The organism is Pinisolibacter aquiterrae, assembly GCF_019160155.1.
Taxonomy (GTDB): domain Bacteria; phylum Pseudomonadota; class Alphaproteobacteria; order Rhizobiales; family Ancalomicrobiaceae; genus Pinisolibacter; species Pinisolibacter aquiterrae.
This window is the reverse complement of record NZ_JAFNIH010000019.1, coordinates 398179-419016: the sequence shown is the minus strand read 5'-3', so window position 1 is coordinate 419016 and position 20838 is coordinate 398179. Positions and strand designations below refer to the sequence as shown.

Here is a 20838-nt window from a genome sequence, read left to right as displayed (position 1 = left end):
CATTTTTTCGGCCCACTGGAATTTCCTTCTCTACGACCAATGGGCGGCGCTCGAGGCTTGCGTCCGAGACGAAACTCGGCATTAATCCCATTTAATCGAACGATCGAGCGCCACCGAAATTCGGTGAGAATGCGAGACGCCGAGGGGAGAAGACGCGCATGGCGACGGCGGGAGAAACCCGTTCCGGCGAACGGGACACCTTTCCCAAACTGTTGATCTGGAATGCCGTGAACCGTCGCGATCGTCCGGCGATGCGCGAGAAGGATCTCGGCATCTGGCAGACCTGGACGTGGGGCGAGGTCGCCGATCTGGTGCGCGACTACGCGCTCGGCCTTCAGAAACTCGGTCTCGAGGCCGGCGAGAAGGTGGCGGTGATCGGCGCCAACCGGCCGCGGCTCTATTGGACCTTCGCCGCCGTGCAGTCGCTCGGCGCGGTGCCGGTGCCGGTCTACAAGGACAGCGTCGCCGACGAGATGGCCTATGTGCTGGAGCACGCCGAGGTCGCCTTCGTCGTCGCCGAGGACCAGGAGCAGGTCGACAAGGTTCTCTCGGTGGCCGGTCGCCTGCCGGCGCTGCGCCACATGATCTACGACGACGAGCGCGGCATGCGCGACTACGAGCACGGCCGGCTCCACGCCTTCGTCGAGGTGTCGCGGTCGGGGCGGGAGGCGCGCGATCGCGATCCCGTGCTCGAGGCGGGCTGGCGGGCGCGGATCGAGTTGGGGCGCGGCTTCGACCTCGCCGTGATGCTCTACACCTCCGGCACCACCGGCAAGCCGAAGGGGGTGATGCTCTCCTTCGACAACGTGTTGATCTCGGCCCGCAACGGCATCGATTTCGACCGGCTCGGCGAGAGCGAGGAGGTCGTCGCCTATCTGCCGATCGCCTGGGTCGGCGACCACATCTTCTCCTATGCCCAATCGCTGATCGCCGGCTTCTGCGTCTCCTGTCCGGAGAGCGCGGAGACGGTGGAGGACGATCGCCGCGAGATCGGTCCGACCTACGTCTTCGCCCCGCCGCGCGTCTACGAGAGCCTCCTGACCCGCACGCAGGTCCGGATGCAGGACGCCGGCCGCGTCAAGCAGCGCATGGTCGAGCATTTCCTGAAGGTGGCCGACCGGGTCGGCGAGGCGATCCTCGATCGCCGGCCGGTCGGGCTGATGGATCGTCTCACCTACGGGCTCGGCGAGATCCTGGTCTACGGGCCGCTCAAGAACCGCTACGGCTTCTCGCGCACCCGCGTCGCCTATACCGCCGGCGAGGCGATCGGGCCGGAGATCTTCCGCTATTTCCGCGCGCTCGGCATCAATCTGAAGCAGCTCTACGGCCAGACCGAAGCCTCGGTCTACGTGACGATGCAGCCGGATGCCGAGATCCACGCCGAGACGGTCGGGGTGCCGGCGCCGGAGGTGGAGATCAAGATCTCCGACAGCGGCGAGGTGCTCTACAAGAGCCCCGGCGTCTTCGTCGGCTACTACAAGAACGACGCCGCCACCGCCGAGACCAAGACGCCCGACGGCTGGGTGCGCTCGGGCGACGCCGGCTTCGTCGACGCGACCGGGCATCTCAAGATCATCGACCGCGCCAAGGACGTCGGCAAACTGGCCGACGGCACCTTGTTCGCGCCGAAATACATCGAGAACAAGCTCAAGTTCTTCGCCGACATCAAGGAGGCGGTGGCCTTCGGCGACAAGCGTGACTTCGTGACGGTCTTCGTCAACATCGATCTCGGCTCGGTCGGCGCCTGGGCCGAGCGCAACGACGTCACCTACGCGAGCTACCAGGAACTCGCCGGCCACCCACGCGTCATCGAGCGCATCCGGGCGGCGGTCGACCGGGTCAATCGCGACCTCGCGGCCGAACCGATGATGGCGGGCGCGCAGATCCGCCGTTTCCTGGTCCTGCACAAGGAACTCGACGCCGACGACGGCGAGTTGACCCGGACCCAGAAGGTGCGGCGCAGCTTCATCGCCGATCGTTATGCCCCGCTGGTGGAGGCGCTCTACGACGGCTCCACCGAGAAGCACGTGGTCACCGAGATCGCCTTCGAGGACGGTCGCAAGGGCAGCATCACCGGCGACGTGAAGATCGAGGACATGACGGTCCATCCGACCGCGCAGAGGGAGGCGGCGGAATGAGTGGGCTCACCCCGATCGAACACGGCAAGCAGTTGCTCGCGGTCGAGAACATCTCGCTCTCCTTCGGCGGCGTGAAGGCCTTGACCGACGTGTCCTTCGACATCAAGGCGGGCGAGGTGCGCGCGATCATCGGCCCGAACGGCGCCGGCAAGACGTCGATGCTCAACGTCATCAACGGTTTCTACCATCCCCAGATCGGTCGTGTGGTCCATCGCGGCGAGGCGCGGACGGGCCGCCGGCCGCACGAGGCGGCGCGGCGCGGGATCGGCCGCACCTTCCAGAACGTGGCGCTCTTCAAGGGGCTCTCCACCCTCGACAACATCATGGCGGGGCGGACCCTGAAGATGACCCGCGGCTTCTTCTGGCAGTGCCTGCGCTTCGGCCCGGCGCTCGCCGAGGAGATCGATCACCGCGCCAAGGTCGAGGAGATCATCGACTTCCTGGAGATCCAGCACATCCGCAAGACGCCCGTCGGCAAGCTCCCCTACGGGCTCAAGAAGCGGGTGGAACTCGGGCGCGCGCTCGCCCAGGAGCCGGAACTCCTGCTGCTCGACGAACCGATGGCCGGCATGAACCTCGAGGAGAAGGAGGACATGAGCCGCTTCATCCTCGACATCCGCGAGACCTACGGCACGACGATCGCGCTCATCGAACACGACATGGGGGTGGTGATGGATCTCTCCGACCGGGTGGTGGTGCTCGAATACGGCCGCAAGATCGCCGACGGCACGCCCGACGAGGTCCAGAACGACCAGACCGTCATCGACGCCTATCTCGGCCGGTCCCACTGAGGAGAAGCGACCCATGGATCTCCTCGCCTCGATCTTCCTCGATCCCTTCGTCCGAATGGGCACGAACCCGACCTTCCTGGTCCAGGTGGTGTGGGAGGGCTTCGTCTCCGGCGTGCTCTACGCGCTGGTCGCGCTCGGTTTCGTGCTGATCTACAAGGCCTCGGGAGTCTTCAACTTCGCCCAGGGCATCATGGTGGTGTTCGCCGCGCTGACGCTGGTCGGCCTCGCCGAGATGGGCATGCCGGGGTGGTTGGCCCTGGCGGCGGCGGTCGTCGCCATGCTGATCCTCGCCTTCGGCATCGAGAAGCTGGTGCTGAGACCGCTGGTCAACCAGCCCGACATCATCCTCCTGATGGCGACGATCGGCCTCACGCGGTTCCTGGTCGGTCTCGGCGAGATGGTGTTCGGCGGCGAGCCCAAGGTGATGATCACCGGCGCGCTCGGCATTCCGACCGACGTCCTGCGGGTTCCGCTCTTCGGCAAGACCCTGATCCTGAAGGAGATCGACATCACCGCCGCGGTGGTGGCGCTGGCGATGGTGGCCTTCCTCGCGGTGTTCTTCGCCCGAACCAAGATCGGCCGGGCGCTCCGGGCGGTCGCCGACGATCATCAGGCGGCGCTGTCGGTCGGCATCTCCCTCGAGAAGATCTGGGTGATCGTGTGGTTCGCCGCCGGCGTCGTCGCGCTGGTCACCGGCATCATGTGGGGGGCGCGCTCGCAAGTGTCGTTCGATCTCGAGATCATCGCGCTGAAGGCGCTGCCGGTGCTGATCCTCGGCGGCTTCACCTCGGTGCCGGGCGCCATCGTCGGCGGCTTGATGATCGGCATCGGCGAGAAGGTCGGCGAGATCTATTGGGGGCGGCTCTTGGGCGGTGGCATCGAGAGCTGGCTCGCCTATCTGATCGCGCTCGGCTTCCTGCTGTTCCGGCCGCAGGGCCTGTTCGGCGAAAAGATCATCGAGCGGGTGTGAGGACGACGATGACCATGCACCACGACACCATCGCCGCCGGTGAACGCGGCCTCGTAGGGCGGAATAGGCACAGCCGTATTCCGCCCGGGGCGCCGATGGCGGAATACGGCGTCACCTATTCCGCCCGACGGTTCCCGTGCTCCCTTTCGACGACGACGAGCTTCAGGATCGAGACCCATGTTCTATCGTGAAGTCGGACAGTTCAAATCGACCTACGCGGCCGACATGGCGGTGTTTCCGATCCGTCAGGATCGGATCGGCATCCTCGTGCTGCTGGCGATCGCCGTGGTGGTGTTGCCGCTGGTCTCGAACGACTTCGTTCTGACCTCGATCCTGATCCCCGGCCTGATCTTCACGCTGGCGGCGATCGGGCTCAACATCCTGACCGGCTACGCGGGGCAGATCTCGCTCGGCACCGGCGCCTTCATGGGCGTCGGCGCCTATGCCGCCTACAAGCTCGCCAATGCCTTTCCCGAGGTGAACCTCCTGGTGTGGATCCTCTGCTCGGGGGTCTTCTCGGCCGGGATCGGCGTGATCTTCGGCCTGCCGTCGCTCCGCATCAAAGGGCTCTATCTGGCGGTGACGACGCTGGCGGCGCAGTTCTTCCTCGAGTGGTGCTTCGTGCGGATGGGCTGGCTCACCGACTATTCGTCTTCCGGCGCCATCGAGGCGGTGCGGCGGACGCTGTTCGGCCTGTCGATCTCGGGGCCGGAGGCGGATCCGCTGACGCGCTATTTCGTGGTGCTGGGGCTCGTCGTGTTCCTCACCTGGATCACCTCGAACCTCGTCCACGGCCGCATCGGGCGGACCTGGATGATGGTGCGCGACATGGACATCGCAGCGGAGCTGATGGGTGTGCGGCTGTTGCCGGCGAAGCTCCTCGCCTTCGCGGTCTCGTCCTATCTCGCCGGCGTCGCCGGGGCGATGATGGTGTTCTTCTGGCTGGGCGCGGCCGAGCCCTCGGCCTTCGGCATCACGCTGTCGTTCCAGGTGCTGTTCATGGTGATCATCGGCGGGCTCGGCAGCCTGCTCGGATCGTGGCTCGGCGCGGCCTTCATCTGGGCGCTGCCGGTCGTCATCAAGTTCGCGCCCGGCCTCGTCGGCATCGACGTGCCCTCGGCGCGGGTCGAGCACGTCAATTCGATGATCGTCGGCGCGCTGATCATCTTCTTCCTGATCGTGGAACCGCACGGGCTCGCGCGCCTGTGGGCGGTGACCAAGCAGAAGCTTCGGGTGTGGCCCTTCCCCTGGTGAGGGGCGCCCCCATCCGCCGGCACGGGCCGGTCGGCGGACCTCGTGCGACGACGGCCCAGGGTGTCACATCTCCCGCGAACGAGACGGGGGAGCGGCACCGAGAGCGGAGGAAACGCAGATGTTCGGACGTCTTGGACTAGCCTTTTCAGTGGCCTCGGTGATCGCCGCCGTCCTGCCGCCGATCTCGACGGCGCATGCGGAGGAGAGCCTCTACGTGCCGCTGCTCACCTATCGCACCGGCGCCTATGCCGGTTCGGGCATCGGCATCGCCGACGGCATGCACGACTATCTCGAGATGCTCAATCAGCGCGACGGCGGCATCGGCGGTGTGAAGCTGGCGCTCGAGGAATGCGAGACCGGCTACAACTCCCAGAAGGGTGTCGAGTGCTACGAGGCCACCAAGGGCAAGGGCGCGCTCGTCTACAATCCCTGGTCGACCGGCATCACGCTTCAGCTGATCCCCAAGGCCGGCGTCGACAAGATCCCGGTCCTGTCGATGGCCTACGGCCTGTCCGCCGCGGCGGACGGCAAGACCTTCCCGTGGGTGTTCAATCCGCCGATGACCTATTGGGACGGCGCCTCGGTCGCGATCAAGTACATCGCCGAGAAGTCGGGCGGCATGGCCAAGCTCAAGGGCAAGACCATCGGCTACATCTATCTCGACGCGCCCTACGGCAAGGAGCCGATCCCGCTCCTGGAAGAGCTCGCCAAGGAGAACGGCTTCAAGCTCGCCAAATATCCGGTGCCCGGCGACAAGATGCAGGATCAGTCGTCGCAGTGGCTGAACGTCCAGTCGGACAGCCCCGATTGGATGATCATGTGGGGCTGGGGCGCGATGAACCCGACCGCCGTCAAGGAGGCCGCCAAGATCGGCTATCCGATGGATCGCTTCATCGGCGTGTGGTTCTCCGGCGGCGACGACGACGCCAAGGCCGGCGGCGCGGGCGCCAAGGGCTTCCTGACGCTCAACTTCAACGGCACCGGCGCGAACTATCCCGCGCTCGCCGACATCAAGAAATACGTCTTCGCCAAGGGCCTGTCGCAGGTGAAGGGCGAGGATCGCATCGGCGAGAACAACTACAATCACGGCGTCTACAACTCGATGCTGATCGCCGAGGCGATCCGCAACGCGCAGAAGATCGCCGGCAAGAAGATGATCGACGCCGCCGACATGCGCGCCGGTCTCGAGACGCTCAACATCGACGCCGCCCGCATCAAGGAAATGGGGCTCGAGGGCTTCATGGCGCCGATGAAGGTCACCTGCGACGACCATTCCGGTGAGAACCCGGTCTACGTGCAGCAGTGGGACGGGGCCAAGTGGGTGAAGGTCTCCGACTGGATCGAGCCGATGACGGACAAGATTCGTCCGACGCTTCTCGCCGACGCCAAGGCCTATGCCGACAAGAACGCGCCGTGGCCGGCGCGCACCGAGGCCTGTGGCGGCCGCTGAGGTCGCGATCGAATCGACGGGCGGCCCCCGAGCGGCCCGTCGAAGCGCGCGAGCGGTTCGCCGCTCCCGGGCGATCGCCGTGGGCGAAGGTCTGACCCACACTTCGTCCACGGCTCCTTCCCACTCGACACCTCATCGAGGCACCGACACCCCATGTCCGAGAAGACATCCGAGACGACGCCCGCGGCCCGGCCGCTGCTCGCCGTGGACAACATCGAAGTGGTCTACGACCACGTCGCGCTGGTGCTGAAGGGCGTTTCCTTGACGGTGCCGAAGGGCGGCGTGGTGGCGCTGCTCGGCGCCAACGGCGCCGGCAAGACGACGACGCTGAAGGCGGTCTCCAACCTGCTCCACGCCGAACGCGGCGAGGTGACCAAGGGCAAGATCGTCTTCAACGGCGAGGAGGTGCAGGATCTCTCGCCCAACGAGTTGGTGCGGCGCGGCTGCATCCAGGTGATGGAGGGCCGGCACTGTTTCGGCCATCTGACGGTCGAGGACAATCTCCTGACCGGCGCCTTCACCCGGGCCGACGGGCGCGGCGCGATCAAGGCGGATCTCGAGAAGGTCTACGAGCTCTTTCCGCGCCTCAAGCAGCGCCGCAAGTCGCTCGCCGGCTACACCTCGGGCGGCGAGCAGCAGATGGTGGCGGTGGGGCGGGCGCTGATGTCGCGGCCGACGATGATCCTGCTCGACGAGCCCTCGATGGGGCTGGCGCCGCAGATCGTCGACGAGATCTTCGAGATCGTCCATCGGCTCAACACGCAAGAGGGCGTCTCGTTCCTGCTCGCCGAGCAGAACACGGCGGTCGCGTTGCGTTGGGCGACCCACGGCTACATTCTCGAATCGGGGCGAATCGTCATGGACGGCGAGGCGAAGGCCTTGGCGGAGAACGAGGACGTCAAGGAATTCTACCTCGGCGTGGCGGCGGCGGGGCGCAAGAGTTTCAAGGAAGTCAAACACTACAAGCGGCGCAAGCGCTGGCTGGCATGAGGGGGCGTCCCATGGCGCGGGGGTTCGATCGGGCGGAGACGCGGGGGCCGCGTGTGCGCGAACGCGAGCAGATGGCGGCGCTGGCCGGCGCGATCGCCGATCTGGCGCGCAAGCGCCTGTGGCGCAAGCGGTTTTCCACGGTCGAGCCGATGGCGCTGCGCCATTATCGCGACCTCGCGGCGATCCCGGTGCTGCGCAAGGACGCGCTGAAGCTGTTGCAGTCGGAGAACCGGCCCTTCGCCGAGATCACGCCGTCGGATCTCTCCGGCGTCGCGCATCTCTTCACCTCGCCGGGGCCGGTCTACGAGCCCGAGGGCGCCGCGTCCGACTGGTGGGGCACCGCGCGCGCGCTCCATGCGGCGGGAATCCGCAAGGGCGACGTGGTGCTCAACACCTTCGCCTATCACCTGACGCCGGGCGGCTTCATTCTGGACGCGGGGGCGCGGGCGCTCGGCTGCCCGGTGATCCCGGCCGGGCCGGGCAACAAGGAGGCGCAGCTCGAGCTGATCGAGCACTATCGGCCGCGCGCCTATGTCGGGACGCCCGACTTCCTCAAGATCCTGCTCGATTCGGGCCGCGAGCTCGGCCGCGACACCTCGTCCCTGCAAGTGGCGCTGGTGACCGGCGCGGCGCTGCCGGCGACGCTTCGCGCCGAGCTCGAGGCGCGCGGGGTCAAGGTGCGGCAATGCTACGCGATCGCCGACGTGGGACTGGTCGCCTACGAGACCGACGCGCCGGACGGCTCGGTCAATCCGGGGATGGTGGTCGACGAGCGGATCGTGCTCGAGATCGTGCGGCCGGGGACGAGCGACGCGGTCGCGCCGGGCGAGGTCGGCGAGGTGGTGGTGAGCCGGGCGGACACGGTCCATCCGGTGATCCGGCTCGGCACGGGCGACCTCTCGGCGCTGCTCACCGAGGCCTCTCCCTGCGGCCGGACCGGCCCGCGCATCAAGGGCTGGATGGGCCGCGCCGACCAGAAGGCCAAGGTCAAGGGCATGTTCGTCGACCCCTCCGACATCGACCGGGTGGTGAAGCGCCATCCCGAGATCCGGCTGGCGCGGCTGGTCGTGACCCGCGAGCGCGAGCAGGACGCGATGGAGCTCCGCATCGAGACCGAGACGGAGGACGGCGCCCTGCCGGCGAAGGTGGCGGCGACCCTGCAGGCGGTGACCAAGCTCAAGGGCGGCGTCGTCCGGGTGGAGCCGGGCGCGCTGCCGAGGGACGGCAAGGTGATCGCCGACGAACGGCCGGTGGGGTGAGGGGCATGTGTTCCTCTGGGGTTCGGCGGGTGCCTCGACACTCGCCGTACTCCAGACATGACCCGTTCCATCACCCTCTTCGCAACCGCTCGACCAACTCTCGCGCCGCGCGACTCTGTTCGGCATGGTAGACCCGTTCGCGCTCGTTGCCGTATGCGTGGAATGCTTGGCGCGTGTCCTCTATCTGTCGTAGGGCCAGTTGGGCGAGAATGAGATCATGGTTCTGGTCGGCAATGGTCCGTAAGACGTCGCCCGCAAGGCAAAGCGTGTTCGCCCAGTCGCGTGGCGCGCGATCCTGCCTTCGTTCCTCCAGTGCCGCGTTCAAAGCAACGAGAGCCTCTTTCATCCCGGTGGTGTTCTTCTCGCGCTCGCCGAGCATGAAGAGGGTGAGGCCGAGATTGGTCTGCGTCCTCGCCCATTCCACCGGATCGCGCTCTCGCGTTTGTTCCTTCAATGCCGCGCGGAAAGCGGCGACCGCCTCTTGCAGCCGCGTTGTTCTGCCCTCGCGTTGGCCGAGCCTCATGAGCGTGGTGCCGAGATTGGCCTGCGTCATGGCCCATCGGAGTGGCACGACGTCTTGCCGGTATTCCTCGAGCGCTGCCCGGTAAGCCTCGACCGCCTCCTCCAATCTTGCCGTACCGCGTTCGCCCTCGCCCTCACGCTCGCCGAGTATCGAGAGTGCGACGCCGAGATTGGTCTGCGTCATCGCCCATCGGAGCGGCACACGATTCCGACGGTGCACGGTCAATACGGCACGAAAGGCCGTGACTGCCTCCTTGAGCCGCGCCGTTCCACTTTCTCTCTCACCGAGCCTGAGGAGTGTCGTGGCGAGGTTGGTCTGTGCGATCGCCCACTCGAGCGGACCGCGATCCCAACGTCGGACTTTCAGCACCGCACGGAAGGCGACAACCGCCTCCTTCAATCGCTCCACACCTCCTTCACGTTCACCGAGCTTCATGAGCGCCGTGCCGAGACTGGCTTGTGTCCTTGCCCATTCGAGCGGATCGTCGGTCCGATCGACAGTGCTCGTCATCTCCCTGAAATGATCGACCGCTTCGAGAAGCGCATTGTTCAGACCGAACTCGGCGCCCAGATCGATCAACGTCATGCCCTTCCGGCGCGCGTAGTCGCGCGAGATTCCGGGGTCGGCGGGTGCGGCGATCCGAGCGGCCTCACCGTAGTGGCTCGCAGCTTCGCGGTATCCGTCCGGGCTGGTGCGCAGCTTGGCGGCGGCGGCTCGCCCGGCGCGGCTTTCGGCTGCGGAGAGGCGCTTCTGTTTCGCCAGCGCCTCCAGATCCTCCAGACCTGCGAGATCGCGCTCTTCGGCGGCGGCGAGGTGCGTGTCGGCCTGCGCGAAACGGCCCATGCCCAGCGCTTCGGCCGCCGCGTGGCGCAGTCCTCGGACTTCGGGATCGTCGTTGGAGAGGCGGTTCAGCCGGTCGGTCAGAGCCTTGAATTCACCTGCCTTGGCTCTGAGCCGTTCTTCGATTTGATCGGCGTCGAGTTCGTCCGCCGCCTCGCCCATGTCGGTCAGGATGGTGCGCAACGCGTCGAGCGGGACGCCTTCGGCTTGCGCTATCCGCCGCATGATTTTGTCGAGCTTGTCGTTCGCCGAAGTGACGCCGTCGCGCGTCGCTGCGGCATCGTCCGCAATCTTCGGTATGAGCTCCAGATGGTGGATGACGCCAGCGCGCAGGATGCCGAGCGCATCGAGTTGCGAGGTCAGAGCATCCAGCCGATCGTCGAGCCCGCGCACGGCGTCGAGTGTCGCTCGGCCGAGGTCGCGACCGAGCTTTTCGGTGGCGATGTGGAAGGCCTCGCACGCTTGCGGGTATTTCCTGGGATCCTTCAGGATTTCGGCGAAGGCCGCGAAGACCAACTCGCCGAAGGACCGCGCCGCCCCTCCACCATGGGGGGCGAGGCCGACGTCGGCGATCTGTTGAAAGATCGGGGGAATTTCCGGCACGCTCCAGTTGCTGAGTTCGGCCAGCGTTTTGGTGAAGCCGGCACTCACCGACGCGCCTTTCGCCGCATGCTCGCCGAGAGAGATCCGTTCTGGGACGCCGGCGATCACGGCCTCGACATGCACGTCGATCGGGGAATGGCCAGGGGCCTTGCGCCGGTCGAGCGCGTCTTCGCGCACGTCGAGCAGGATGTCCCGAATCGTGTCGTGGAAGGCTGAGATGCTCGCGTATTGCGAGTGCCATTCCCGATCTGACTTTCGCGCTTGTGCCGCCTCCAGAACGTCTTGCGCGGCCTCGATCCACGCGAGCCTAGTCGCCCGGATGAGATCATGGTTGTCCGAGATGGTCGCGAACGGATTCTTGTCGGCGAGCCGCTGCTGCCATCGCCTCTTCAGGTGCTCCGGGCAGAGTGCCGCCGCCGCCGACGGCAGTCCGCCGACGACCGTGTCGAGCAGCATCCCCAACCATTCCATGAGCAGCTCCGTCGTCGGACAACCAGAAATACCCTGCTTCCGAGTTGCCGCAAAGCGCCAGAACCGGCCTCTCCACATGACGCCGCGCCGCCCGCGACGACGCGTGCCGGTGAGCGCGCGACCTTCGGATTTCCCATCGGGAGCGGGCTCTGCTAGGTGATGCGGCTCGTCCGGTCCTGCGAGGTTTTCTCGCGGTCGGCTCTCCTTTCCGCTCGCGTCCTCAGCCGAAATCGAGGTGACGATGTCCCGTTCCGCCGTCGAGGAGAGTGCCGTTCAGCAGGCGGTGGGGCCTTCGGGGGGACGCGACGTCCTCAGGCTGGCGACGGCGCAGGCGCTCGCGGGGGCCAATTCCTCGGTCTTCTATGCGACCGGGGCGGTGGTCGGAAACATCCTCGCACCCGACAAGACTTTGGCGACGCTGCCGATCTCGGTCTTCGTCGTCGGTATGGCGGTGTCGACGCTGCCGGTCGGGGCGATCGCGCGGCTCCACGGCCGGCGCGCGGCTTTTCTCGTCGGGACGGGGGCGGCCGTGGTCGCCGGAGGGATCGCGACGGCGGCGGTGGTCCTCGGCTCGTTCTGGCTCTATTGCCTGGCCGCCTTCCTCGGCGGGGCCTATGCGGCGGTCGTGGTGTCGTTCCGCTTCGCGGCGGCGGACTGCGTGCCCTTCGAGCGGCGGGCGCGGGCGATGTCCTTCGTGATGGCGGGCGGGGTCTTCGCCGGGGTGATCGGGCCGCAGCTCGTCACCCATACGATGGATCTGTGGCCGCCCTATCTCTTCGCCGCGACCCATGTCGCGCAGGCGGCGGTCGCGGCCGTCTCCGCGCTCGTCCTCGTCGGCGTCCACATCCCCATGCCGAGCCGAACCGAGATCGCGGGCGGACGGCCGTTGATGGAGATCGCCCGCCAGCCGCGCTTCGTCGTCGCCGTCATCTGCGGGGTCGTATCCTACATGGTCATGAACTTCCTGATGACCGCCGCGCCGCTGGCGATGCGGATGTGTGGCCTCAGCCAGGAATCGGCCAATACCGGGCTCCAGTGGCACATCATCGCCATGTATGCGCCCGGCTTCGTCACCGGCCATCTCATCACCCGTTTCGGCGCGCCGCGCGTGGTCGCCGCCGGGTTGACGCTGATCGCGCTCTCGGCCGCGGCCGGGCTGATGGGCGTCGACGTGCCCCATTTCTGGGTGATGCTGATCCTGCTCGGGGTCGGCTGGAACTTCGGCTTCGTCGGCGCCTCGGCGCTGGTGCTCGGTTGCCACCGGCCGGAGGAGCGGACGCGCGTCCAGTCGCTCAACGATTTCCTCGTCTTCGGAACGATGACGGTCGGCTCGCTCTCCTCGGGTGGGCTCCTGACGACGTCGGGGTGGAGCACGGTGCTCGCCGTCTCCTTCGTGCCGCTCGCGGCGGCGGTGTTGGCGCTGGTCGTGATGCGGGTCTCGAACCGCGCGGCCTTCGGCGGCGGCTCGGCGCGCTGAGAGGGACGCAGGAAAAAGCCGGCCGAGGTCGCCCCCGGCCGGCTCGCGTCGTCTCGGTTCCTCGGTCCTCAGCGGGCGTGGGCGGCCTTCGGGCGGAGGTCGGCGAGGCCGGCCTTCTGGTGGCCCTCGGCGTCGAAGTTCTCCGGCTTCAGCCAGGCTTCGAACCCGGCCTTCACCACCGGCCATTCCTTGTCGACGATCGAATACCAGGCGGTGTCGCGGTTGCGGCCCTTGATCACCATGTGCTGGCGGAACAGGCCCTCGAAGGTGAAGCCGAAGCGGATCGCGGCGGCGCGGGACGGGGCGTTGAGGCCGTCGCACTTCCATTCGAAGCGGCGATAGCCGAGGTCGTCGAAGGCATGGCGCATGGCCAGGAAGATCGCCTCCGTCGCGGCGCGGGTCTTCTGGAGCACCGGCGCGAAGAAGATGTGGCCGATCTCGACGACGCCGGCGGCGGGACGGACCTCCATCAGCGTCAGGACGCCGAGCGCCTTGCCGGAGGCGGTGTCGACCACGGCGAAGGAGAGGGGATCGGTCAGTTCCTCGCGGCTCTTCAGCCAGGCGAGGAAGGCGCCTTCGGTCTCGAAGGGGCCGTAGCTCATGTAGGTCCAGACCGAATCGTGGCCCACGATCGCCGCCCACAGGTCGGCGCCGTGCTTGGCGGTGTCGAGCGGCTCGAGACGGCCGTGGGTGCCTGTGATGGTGGCGCGTACCGGCCGAGCGCGTTCGCTCCAGCCTTCGACGAGCGGCCCGACCGGGCGCTCCTCACGAGTTCCCGGCATGGTGCGGGTATCCTTTTCTTGCGGGGTGTCGGCGACGCGCGACGTTTCGTTTGCCCCGAGGCGACCTTAGGCGCTGGGGCGCGGCGAGATCAACGGTCATCCGCGCTGACACGGATGTGACCGCGCATTCCGGCAACCGGACGCGCGACCTCTCGACCTTCCGGCCGGAAGAGCGCAAATATGAGCCCATGAATGCCCTCGCTCCCGCCCCCTCCCACCCGACCTCCGACACCGCCTCCGGCGCGACGCCGATCGTCGTCGACGTCACCGGCATGACCTGCGCGGCCTGTTCGGCGCGCATCGAGAAGGTGCTCGGGCGGATGCCCGGGGTGGAGCGGGCGACCGTCAATCTGGCGCTCGAGACGGCGGAAATCGTGGCGCCGGGGGTGGAGACCAGCGCGATCGTCGAGACGATCGAGCGCGCCGGTTTCGGCGCCCATCCGCGCGACACCGCAGTCGCGGCCCGGCGCGCGGCGCTCGAGCGGGCGGCGGCGGAACGGGCCCGCGAGGAGCGGCGCACCTTCGCGCTCTTCCTCTTCTCCGCCGTGCTGACGCTGCCCTTCCTGGTGGCGATGGTGCCGATGGCCTGGGGCGCGCATGCCCATTGGCTGACGCCGTGGGTCCAGCTGGCGCTGGCGACTCCGGTGCAGGCGATCGCCGGGGCGCGCTTCTACGTCGGCGCCTTCAAGGCGCTGCGCGGGCGCTCCGCCAACATGGACGTGCTGGTGGCGCTCGGCACCTCGGCGGCCTATGCGTTCTCCGTCTGGGCGATCGGGCGCCACGGCGACGCGGCCGGGCCGCATCTCTATTTCGAGGGGTCGACCACCGTGCTGACCCTGATCATCCTCGGCAAGCTCCTGGAGGCGCGGGCCAAGCGCTCGGCGAGCGCGGCGGTGGCCAAGCTGATGCAGCTGCGGCCGGACACGGCGACGCGGCTTCTGCCCGACGGGACGCAGGAGACGGTCTCGGTCGATCGGCTGCGGCGCGGCGAACGGATCCTGGTGCGGCCCGGCGAGCGGGTGGCGGCGGACGGTCTCGTCGCCGAGGGGGCGTCGGATCTCGACGAGAGCCTCGTCACCGGCGAGAGCATGCCGGTCGCCAAGGGGGCGGGAGACAAGGTGACCGCCGGCACCATCAACGGCGCGGGCTCCCTCACCGTGACGCTGACGGCGGTCGGCGAGGACACCACCATCGCCCGGATCGGCCATCTGGTCGAACAGGCGCAGATCGCCAAGGCGCCGGTGCAGAAGCTGGTCGACCGGATCGCGGCGGTGTTCGTGCCGGTGATCGTGGCGATCGCGATCCTCACCTTCGCGGCGTGGTGGCTGGCGGGGCACGATTTCGAAGGGGCGCTGATCCCGGCCGTGGCGGTGCTGGTGATCGCCTGTCCCTGCGCGCTCGGTCTCGCCACGCCGACGGCGCTCGTCGCCGGCACCGGGGCTGCGGCCAAGGCGGGCATTCTCATTCGTGACATCGAAGCGCTGGAACGGGCCCATGCGGTCGACTGCGTCGTCTTCGACAAGACCGGGACGCTGACGGAGGGGCGACCCTCGGTCACCGACGTCTTCACCCTGGGCGGCTCCGGCGACGAGATGTTGCGGCTCGCCGCCTCGCTCCAGAGCGCCAGTGAACATCCGCTCGCGGCCGCCTTCGTGCGGGCGGCGGAGACGCGCGGGATCGCGCTCTCGACCGCGACCGAGTTCCGCGCCTCGGTCGGGCGCGGGGTCTCCGGCACCGTCGAGGGGCGGACGATCGCGGTCGGCAATGCCCGGCTGATGGAGGAACTCGACGTCGATCTGCGCCTCTTCGAGAGCGAGGCGCGCCGCCTCGCCGGCGAGGCCAAGACCGTGGTGGTGGTGGCGCGCGATCACGAGGCGCTGGGGCTGGTGGCGCTGGCCGATCCGTTGCGGGCGACGGCGGCAGAGGCGATCGCCCGGCTCTCGGCCGAGCGCATCTCGTCCCATCTCGTCACCGGCGACGCCAAGGCGCCGGCGCAGGCGGTGGCGCGCGCGGTCGGCGTCGACGCGGTCCGCGCCCAGGTCCTGCCCGAGGGCAAGGTCGAGGTGGTGGAGCTGCTCCGGCGCTCGGGCCAGGTGGTGGCGATGGTCGGCGACGGGGTCAACGACGCGCCGGCGCTCGCCGCGGCGGACGTCGGCATCGCCATGGGCTCGGGCGCCGACGTGGCGATGGAGACGGCGGGCATCACCCTGATGCGGGCCGATCCGCGGCTGGTGGCGGCGGCGCTCGAGATCGCCCGGGCGACCTGGGGCAAGATCCGCCAGAATCTCTTCTGGGCGTTCTTCTACAACGTGGTCGGCGTGCCGCTCGCCGCCATGGGCCACCTCACCCCGGCGCTGGCCGGGGCGGCGATGGCGATGAGCTCGGTCACGGTCGTGACCAACGCGCTGACGCTGACGCGGTGGAAGCCGAAGCTCTGAGGCCCCGTCTCGCCGGGCCGGACGGGTCGGATCGGCTGGTCTCTTCGTGCCTCGCGGGGCCGGTGATCTCGCCGACGTCTCGCCATCGGAATCGCTCGCCTCCCGGCGCGAGCGCGCAACTTTCTCGCCGTTCCTCCGCCGCCGACGTTCGAGACGGGCTCCTTTTCCGCATGGGAAGGATGCATCCTGGCGGGGTTGCCGTTCTTCCGCCCGATTGCGATGGATCTTGCGGCGCATTAGAAGGATCGGAGGCTACGTCTCCCTCGGCCTCGCCTCCGTTCCGGACCTTCAGGGATCCTCAGGACCATCCATGCGCGCTGCCCCTTCCCGCCGTGACGTTCTCTCCGCCGCCGTCGCCGCCTCCGTCGCCAGCCTGCTGGGGGCCACCGGCCCGGCGGCGGCCGCGCAACTGAAGTTCGGCCCGGCCAAGTCCTTCTCCTTCTCCGGGCTGGTCGGCCGCGCCCGCGACATGGCCGCCAAGGCCTATCTCGCCCCGCGCAAGCCGGCGCCGGAGATCGTCGATCAGATCGGCTACGAGCAGCACGGCAAGATCAAGTTCCGCTCCGACCATGCGCTCTTCTCCGACGAGAAGGGGGTCTATCCGGTCACCTTCTTCCCCGTCGGCAAGTACTTCCCCAAGACCATCAAGATGCACGCGGTCGACGGGGACAAGGCGGCCGAGGTGCTCTACGAGCCCGAATATTTCGACATGCCGGACGACAGCCCGGCGGCGAAGCTGCCCGAGGACACGGGCTTCGCCGGCTTCCAGATCCGCGAGGCCAAGTCGCGCCCCGACTGGACCACCAAGGACTGGTGCGCCTTCCTCGGCGCCTCCTATTTCCGCGCGATCGGCTCGCTCGGCGAATATGGGCTCTCGGCGCGCGGCGTGACGGTCGACACCGCCAGTCCGAAGCCGGAGGAATTCCCCGACTTCACCGAGTTCTATCTCCAGCCGGCGAGCGCGGAGACCCAGCCGGTCGTCGTCTACGCGCTGCTCGACGGGCCGTCGATCACCGGCGCCTACAAGTTCACGATCCGCCGCACCGAGGGCGTGATCATCGACGTCGAGTGCAATCTCTTCGTCCGCAAGGACATCGGCAAGCTCGGCATCTCGCCGATGACGTCGATGTATTGGTTCTCCAACTACGACAAGAGCTATCAGCTCGAATGGCGCGAGGGCGCCCACGACAGCGACGGTCTGGCGATGTGGACGGGTGCCGGCGAGCGCATCTGGCGGCCGCTGGTCAATCCGCCCGGCCCGTCGACCTCGGCCTTCGTCGACGACAATCCGCGCGGATTCGGCCTGATGCAGCGCGATCGCGATCCCCAGCACTACATGGACCGTTATCTCAACTACGAACGGCGGCCGTCCCTGTGGATCGAGCCGATCGGCGGGTGGGGTCAGGGCGCGTTCCATCTGGTCGAGTTTCCGACCGATCACGAGGATTTCGACAACATCGGCTGCTTCTGGGTGCCGAAGGAGCCGGTCAAGGCCGGGCAGAGCCTCGAATTCCGCTATCGGATGTATTGGAACGCCGACGAGCCCAATCCGCCGAACAATCTGGCGCGGCCGACCGCGACCCGGATCGGGCGCGGCGGCTTCCCCTACAGCCGCGTCAATCCGCCGGAACTGAAGCGGATGGTGATCGAGTTCTCGGGCGGACCGCTCGACGGCTTCCCGAAGGATCGCAAGCCCGAGCCGGTGATCACCGCCTCGCGCGGTCAGATCTCCTCGATCTTCCTGGAGACCACCACCTGGAACAAGGCGTGGCGGCTGCAGTTCGACATCAAGGCCGAGGGGCCGGATCCGGTCGACCTGCGCGCCTATCTGCGCGACGGCGACACCGCCCTGACCGAGACGTGGCTGTTCAAGCTGCATCCGCAGAAGACCTGGTGAGGCCTCGGCCTCGCCGTGGGGTCATGGGATACGAAGGGGCGCCGCGGCGCCCCTTCTTCGTTCGGGCGGGTCTTCTCAGCGTCACGGAATTGGACTACCAAAGTCTGATGAGCCAAGACATCGCCCTTCTCGATCACATCATGAGCCGCGCGCCGGTGATCCCGGTGCTGATCCTCGACGATCCGGACAAGGCGCTCGGCCTCGGCCGCGCTCTGGTCGCCGGTGGTCTGCCGGTGCTCGAGGTGACGCTGCGCACGCCGCGCGCCTATGACTGCATCCGGGCGCTCGCCTCGGTGGAGGGGGCGATCGTCGGCGCCGGCACGGTGCTCGACGGGCTCGCGCTGGCGGCGGCCGTCGAGGCGGGGGCGCAATTCCTGGTCTCGCCCGGCACCTCGCCGAAGCTCCTCGAGGCGGCCGATCGGTCGAGCATCCCGCTCCTGCCCGGCATCGCCACGGCCTCGGAGGCGATGGCGCTTTCGGAGCGTGGTTACGAGCGGCTCAAATTCTTCCCGGCCGAGGCGATCGGCGGCGTCGATCATCTGAAGTCGCTCGCCTCGCCTTTGCCGCGTCTCAAGTTCTGTCCGACCGGCGGCATCGGACCGGACAAGGCGTCGCGCTATCTGGCGCTCCCCAACGTCGTCTGTGTCGGTGGATCCTGGGTCGCGCCGGGCGACGCGGTCGCGGCGAGCGACTGGGGGCGGATCGAGAAGCTGGCGCGCGAGGCGGCCAATCTCGGCCCGGCCTGCTGAGGGCGGGGTCGGTCGCAACCGGGCCTTCCTTTGGGGCAGGCGCCCTTGTGTCGTCATGCCCGCGTGCTTAGATCCTGCCTACCGCCGGGACGGAACCTCAGCGGCAAAGGAGGATCGGACATGTTCGACGCCATGAAGCTTCTGGAGCAACTGTTGGGTCCGCAGGCCGCGGCCGGCGTCCAGAGCACCATCGATCAGGGCACCAAGACCGTCGAAGGCTTCGTCGGCGCCGACACGATCGCCAAGGGCAAGGCGATGTTGGGCGAGGGGCTCGGCTCCCTCGAGGCGACGGCGACGCAATACGTCGGCGCCGAGAAGGTCGCCCAGGCCAAGGACCTCTTCGCCAAACAGGGCGACGGCCTCGCCGTCGGCGCGCTCGCCGGCGGTCTGCTCGGGCTCCTGGTCGGCACCGAGACCGGCCGCAAGGTCGGCGGCACGGCCGTGAAGCTCGGCTCGCTCGCCGCGCTCGGCGGTCTCGCCTGGAAGGCCTATCAATCCTATCAGAGCGGCTCGGCCGGAGCCTCGGCGACGGCGCCGGCCGCCGTTCCCGGGGCGGAGGCGCCCATGCCCGCGCCGGTCTCGACCGAGGCGGAGCAGAAGCTCGCCGCCGCGACGATCATCGCGATGATCCAGGCGGCCAAGGCCGACGGTCACGTCGACGCGGCCGAGCGGGCGGCGATCCTGGCGCGGGTCGGCGAGGTCGAGGCGGCCGCCAAGGCCTTCCTCGACACCGAACTGGCGGCGCCGCTCGATCTCGACCGGGTCGCCTCGCTCGCGACCAATCAGCAGGAGGCGGTCCATCTCTATGCCGCCTCGCTGCTCGCCATCGATCCCGATCAGACCTCGGAGAAGGCCTATCTCGACGCCTTGGCGACCAGGCTCGGCCTCGACGCCGCTCTCGTCGCCGAGATCACCGCGCAGGTGAAGGGCGCCTGAGGGCCCCCTCTCGTTCGTCGGAAACGAAGACGGCGCGTCCCGCGAGGGCGCGCCGTTTCTCGTCGTCTTCCGGGGCGAGGGGTGTCATATCAGGCTCACGAAATTCGGACTCGTCCGAATTTCGTGAGCGCTGCGGCCTGACCGGCCGACGCCCGTTCGGGCTTGCCTTCGCGTAGAAAGTTCCGAACAAGTCGGGCCTTTCTACGCTCGGTATCACGCCTTGGGCGGGCAGGTGGTCTCGCGCAGGCGCAACTGGGGTTCGACCAGCACGCGGGTCTGTTCGGGCCGGCGGCCGGCGACGACGTCGAGCAGGGTCTCGGCGGCGATGCGGCCGACCTCCTGCTGGCCGTTCCACACCGAGGTGAGGCCGGGCGACCAGACCGAGGCCTCGTCGATGTCGTCGTAGCCGGTCAGCGAGATGTCGCGGCCGGGATCGATGCCGCGCCGCTTCAGCTCCATCAACATGCCGAGCGCCAGGAGGTCGTTGAAACAGACGATCGCGGTCGGGTGGGCGGCGAGGACGTCGCCGCAGATGTCGCGACCGGCGCGACGGCTGGCGACGGCCGGAAACTCCAGCGCCGGATCGACCGGGATGCCGGCGGCGCGCAGCGCGTCCTCGTAGCCGGCGCGACGCTCGGAGGCGGCGGAGGAGGATTCCTGCTGGCCGCCGACCAGGGCGATACGGGTGTGGCCCTGGCCGATCAGATGCTCGACGGCGAGGCGGATGCCGGCGCGATCGTCGCCGCGAATCACCGGCACGTCGGCGAGGTCGGGCAGTTCGCGCGCGATCAGCACGGTGGGCAGGCCGGCGTCGACGATGCGGGCGACGTCCTTGGCCGTGGTGCCGGCGGCCGGGCACAGGATCATGCCGTCGGCGCGATACTGGAGCAGCGTCTCCAGGAACTGGCGTTGGCGCTGCGGATCGTCGCCGTGATTGTAGAGGATCACGGTCTGCCCCTGGCGACCGAGCTCGGTCTCCACCGCCGAGACCAGCTCGGCGAAATAGGGGTTGAGGATGTCGTGGACGACCAGACCGACGATGTTGGTGCGCGCGGTGCGCAGGCTCGCGGCCGATCGATTGTAGATGTAACCGAGTTCCTCGGCGAGGGCGTGGACCCGCTTGCGCGTCTCCTCGGCGACCAGCGTCGAATTGCGCAGGGCGAGGGAGACCGTCGCGGTCGACAGGTCCAGTCGCTCGGCGATCATCGCCAGGGTGAGACGTCGTTTCGGCGTGGCGCCAGGGGTATCCATCGGTATCTCGGTCGAGGGG

Annotated in this window: 15 protein-coding genes; 12 read left to right on the top strand and 3 right to left on the bottom strand. The window is 68.1% G+C overall.

What is annotated here, in order from left to right:
- The first annotated feature begins 158 nt into the window (after positions 1-158).
- The 7 genes from J3S89_RS06235 to J3S89_RS06205 all read left to right on the top strand — a co-directional run bounded on the left by J3S89_RS06235 (position 159) and on the right by J3S89_RS06205 (position 8852).
- Entirely contained in the window at positions 159-2138 is a 1980-nt protein-coding gene (locus tag J3S89_RS06235; protein WP_217926603.1) for an AMP-binding protein, read from the top strand.
- Entirely contained in the window at positions 2135-2929 is a 795-nt protein-coding gene (locus J3S89_RS06230; protein WP_217926602.1) for an ABC transporter ATP-binding protein, read from the top strand. Before J3S89_RS06235 ends, J3S89_RS06230 begins: the two co-directional genes overlap by 4 nt.
- Before the next feature lie 13 nt (positions 2930-2942).
- A complete protein-coding gene (locus tag J3S89_RS06225; RefSeq protein ID WP_217926601.1) occupies positions 2943-3899 on the top strand; it encodes a branched-chain amino acid ABC transporter permease in 957 nt (318 codons plus the stop codon).
- 177 nt (positions 3900-4076) lie between these two features.
- Positions 4077-5153: a branched-chain amino acid ABC transporter permease gene (locus J3S89_RS06220; RefSeq protein ID WP_217926600.1), complete on the top strand. Its 1077-nt coding sequence runs from the start codon at positions 4077-4079 to the stop codon at positions 5151-5153.
- A 118-nt stretch (positions 5154-5271) separates the two neighbouring features.
- Positions 5272-6603 carry an ABC transporter substrate-binding protein gene (locus J3S89_RS06215; protein ID WP_217926599.1) on the top strand — a complete coding sequence of 444 codons (1332 nt, stop codon included), beginning with the start codon at positions 5272-5274 and terminating at the stop codon, positions 6601-6603.
- Positions 6604-6756: 153 nt separating this feature from the next.
- Positions 6757-7593, top strand: a complete 837-nt coding sequence (locus J3S89_RS06210; protein WP_217926598.1) for an ABC transporter ATP-binding protein — start codon at positions 6757-6759, stop codon at positions 7591-7593.
- A gap of 11 nt (positions 7594-7604) precedes the next feature.
- A complete protein-coding gene (locus J3S89_RS06205) occupies positions 7605-8852 on the top strand; it encodes a phenylacetate--CoA ligase family protein (RefSeq protein ID WP_217926597.1) in 1248 nt (415 codons plus the stop codon).
- Between the two features lie 70 nt (positions 8853-8922).
- Here the strand turns inward: J3S89_RS06205 and J3S89_RS06200 are convergent, their stop codons facing one another.
- The gene (locus tag J3S89_RS06200) at positions 8923-11274 is read right to left on the bottom strand and encodes a tetratricopeptide repeat protein (protein ID WP_217926596.1); all 2352 of its coding nucleotides are present in this window, start codon (positions 11272-11274) and stop codon (positions 8923-8925) included.
- A gap of 256 nt (positions 11275-11530) precedes the next feature.
- On the opposite strand from J3S89_RS06200, the gene J3S89_RS06195 reads away from it, so the two are divergent.
- On the top strand, positions 11531-12766 hold the full coding sequence (locus tag J3S89_RS06195) for an MFS transporter (RefSeq protein ID WP_217926595.1): 1236 nt from the start codon (positions 11531-11533) through the stop codon (positions 12764-12766).
- A 68-nt stretch (positions 12767-12834) separates the two neighbouring features.
- Here the strand turns inward: J3S89_RS06195 and J3S89_RS06190 are convergent, their stop codons facing one another.
- A complete protein-coding gene (locus J3S89_RS06190) occupies positions 12835-13548 on the bottom strand; it encodes a GNAT family N-acetyltransferase (protein ID WP_217926594.1) in 714 nt (237 codons plus the stop codon).
- A 188-nt stretch (positions 13549-13736) separates the two neighbouring features.
- On the opposite strand from J3S89_RS06190, the gene J3S89_RS06185 reads away from it, so the two are divergent.
- The 4 genes from J3S89_RS06185 (at position 13737) to J3S89_RS06170 (ending at position 19568) form a co-directional block, all read left to right on the top strand.
- Positions 13737-15986, top strand: coding sequence for a heavy metal translocating P-type ATPase (locus tag J3S89_RS06185; RefSeq protein ID WP_217926593.1), 2250 nt, complete (start codon positions 13737-13739; stop codon positions 15984-15986).
- 310 nt (positions 15987-16296) lie between these two features.
- On the top strand, positions 16297-17883 hold the full coding sequence (locus tag J3S89_RS06180; protein WP_217926592.1) for an OpgD/OpgG family glucan biosynthesis protein: 1587 nt from the start codon (positions 16297-16299) through the stop codon (positions 17881-17883).
- A 107-nt stretch (positions 17884-17990) separates the two neighbouring features.
- The gene (gene eda / locus J3S89_RS06175) at positions 17991-18632 is read left to right on the top strand and encodes a bifunctional 4-hydroxy-2-oxoglutarate aldolase/2-dehydro-3-deoxy-phosphogluconate aldolase (protein WP_217926591.1); all 642 of its coding nucleotides are present in this window, start codon (positions 17991-17993) and stop codon (positions 18630-18632) included.
- A gap of 120 nt (positions 18633-18752) precedes the next feature.
- Complete coding sequence (locus tag J3S89_RS06170) at positions 18753-19568, top strand: tellurite resistance TerB family protein (RefSeq protein ID WP_217926590.1); 816 nt, start codon at positions 18753-18755, stop codon at positions 19566-19568.
- A gap of 213 nt (positions 19569-19781) precedes the next feature.
- On the opposite strand, the gene J3S89_RS06165 is transcribed toward J3S89_RS06170, so the two are convergent.
- Positions 19782-20819: a LacI family DNA-binding transcriptional regulator gene (locus J3S89_RS06165; protein ID WP_217926589.1), complete on the bottom strand. Its 1038-nt coding sequence runs from the start codon at positions 20817-20819 to the stop codon at positions 19782-19784.
- Positions 20820-20838 lie beyond the last annotated feature (19 nt).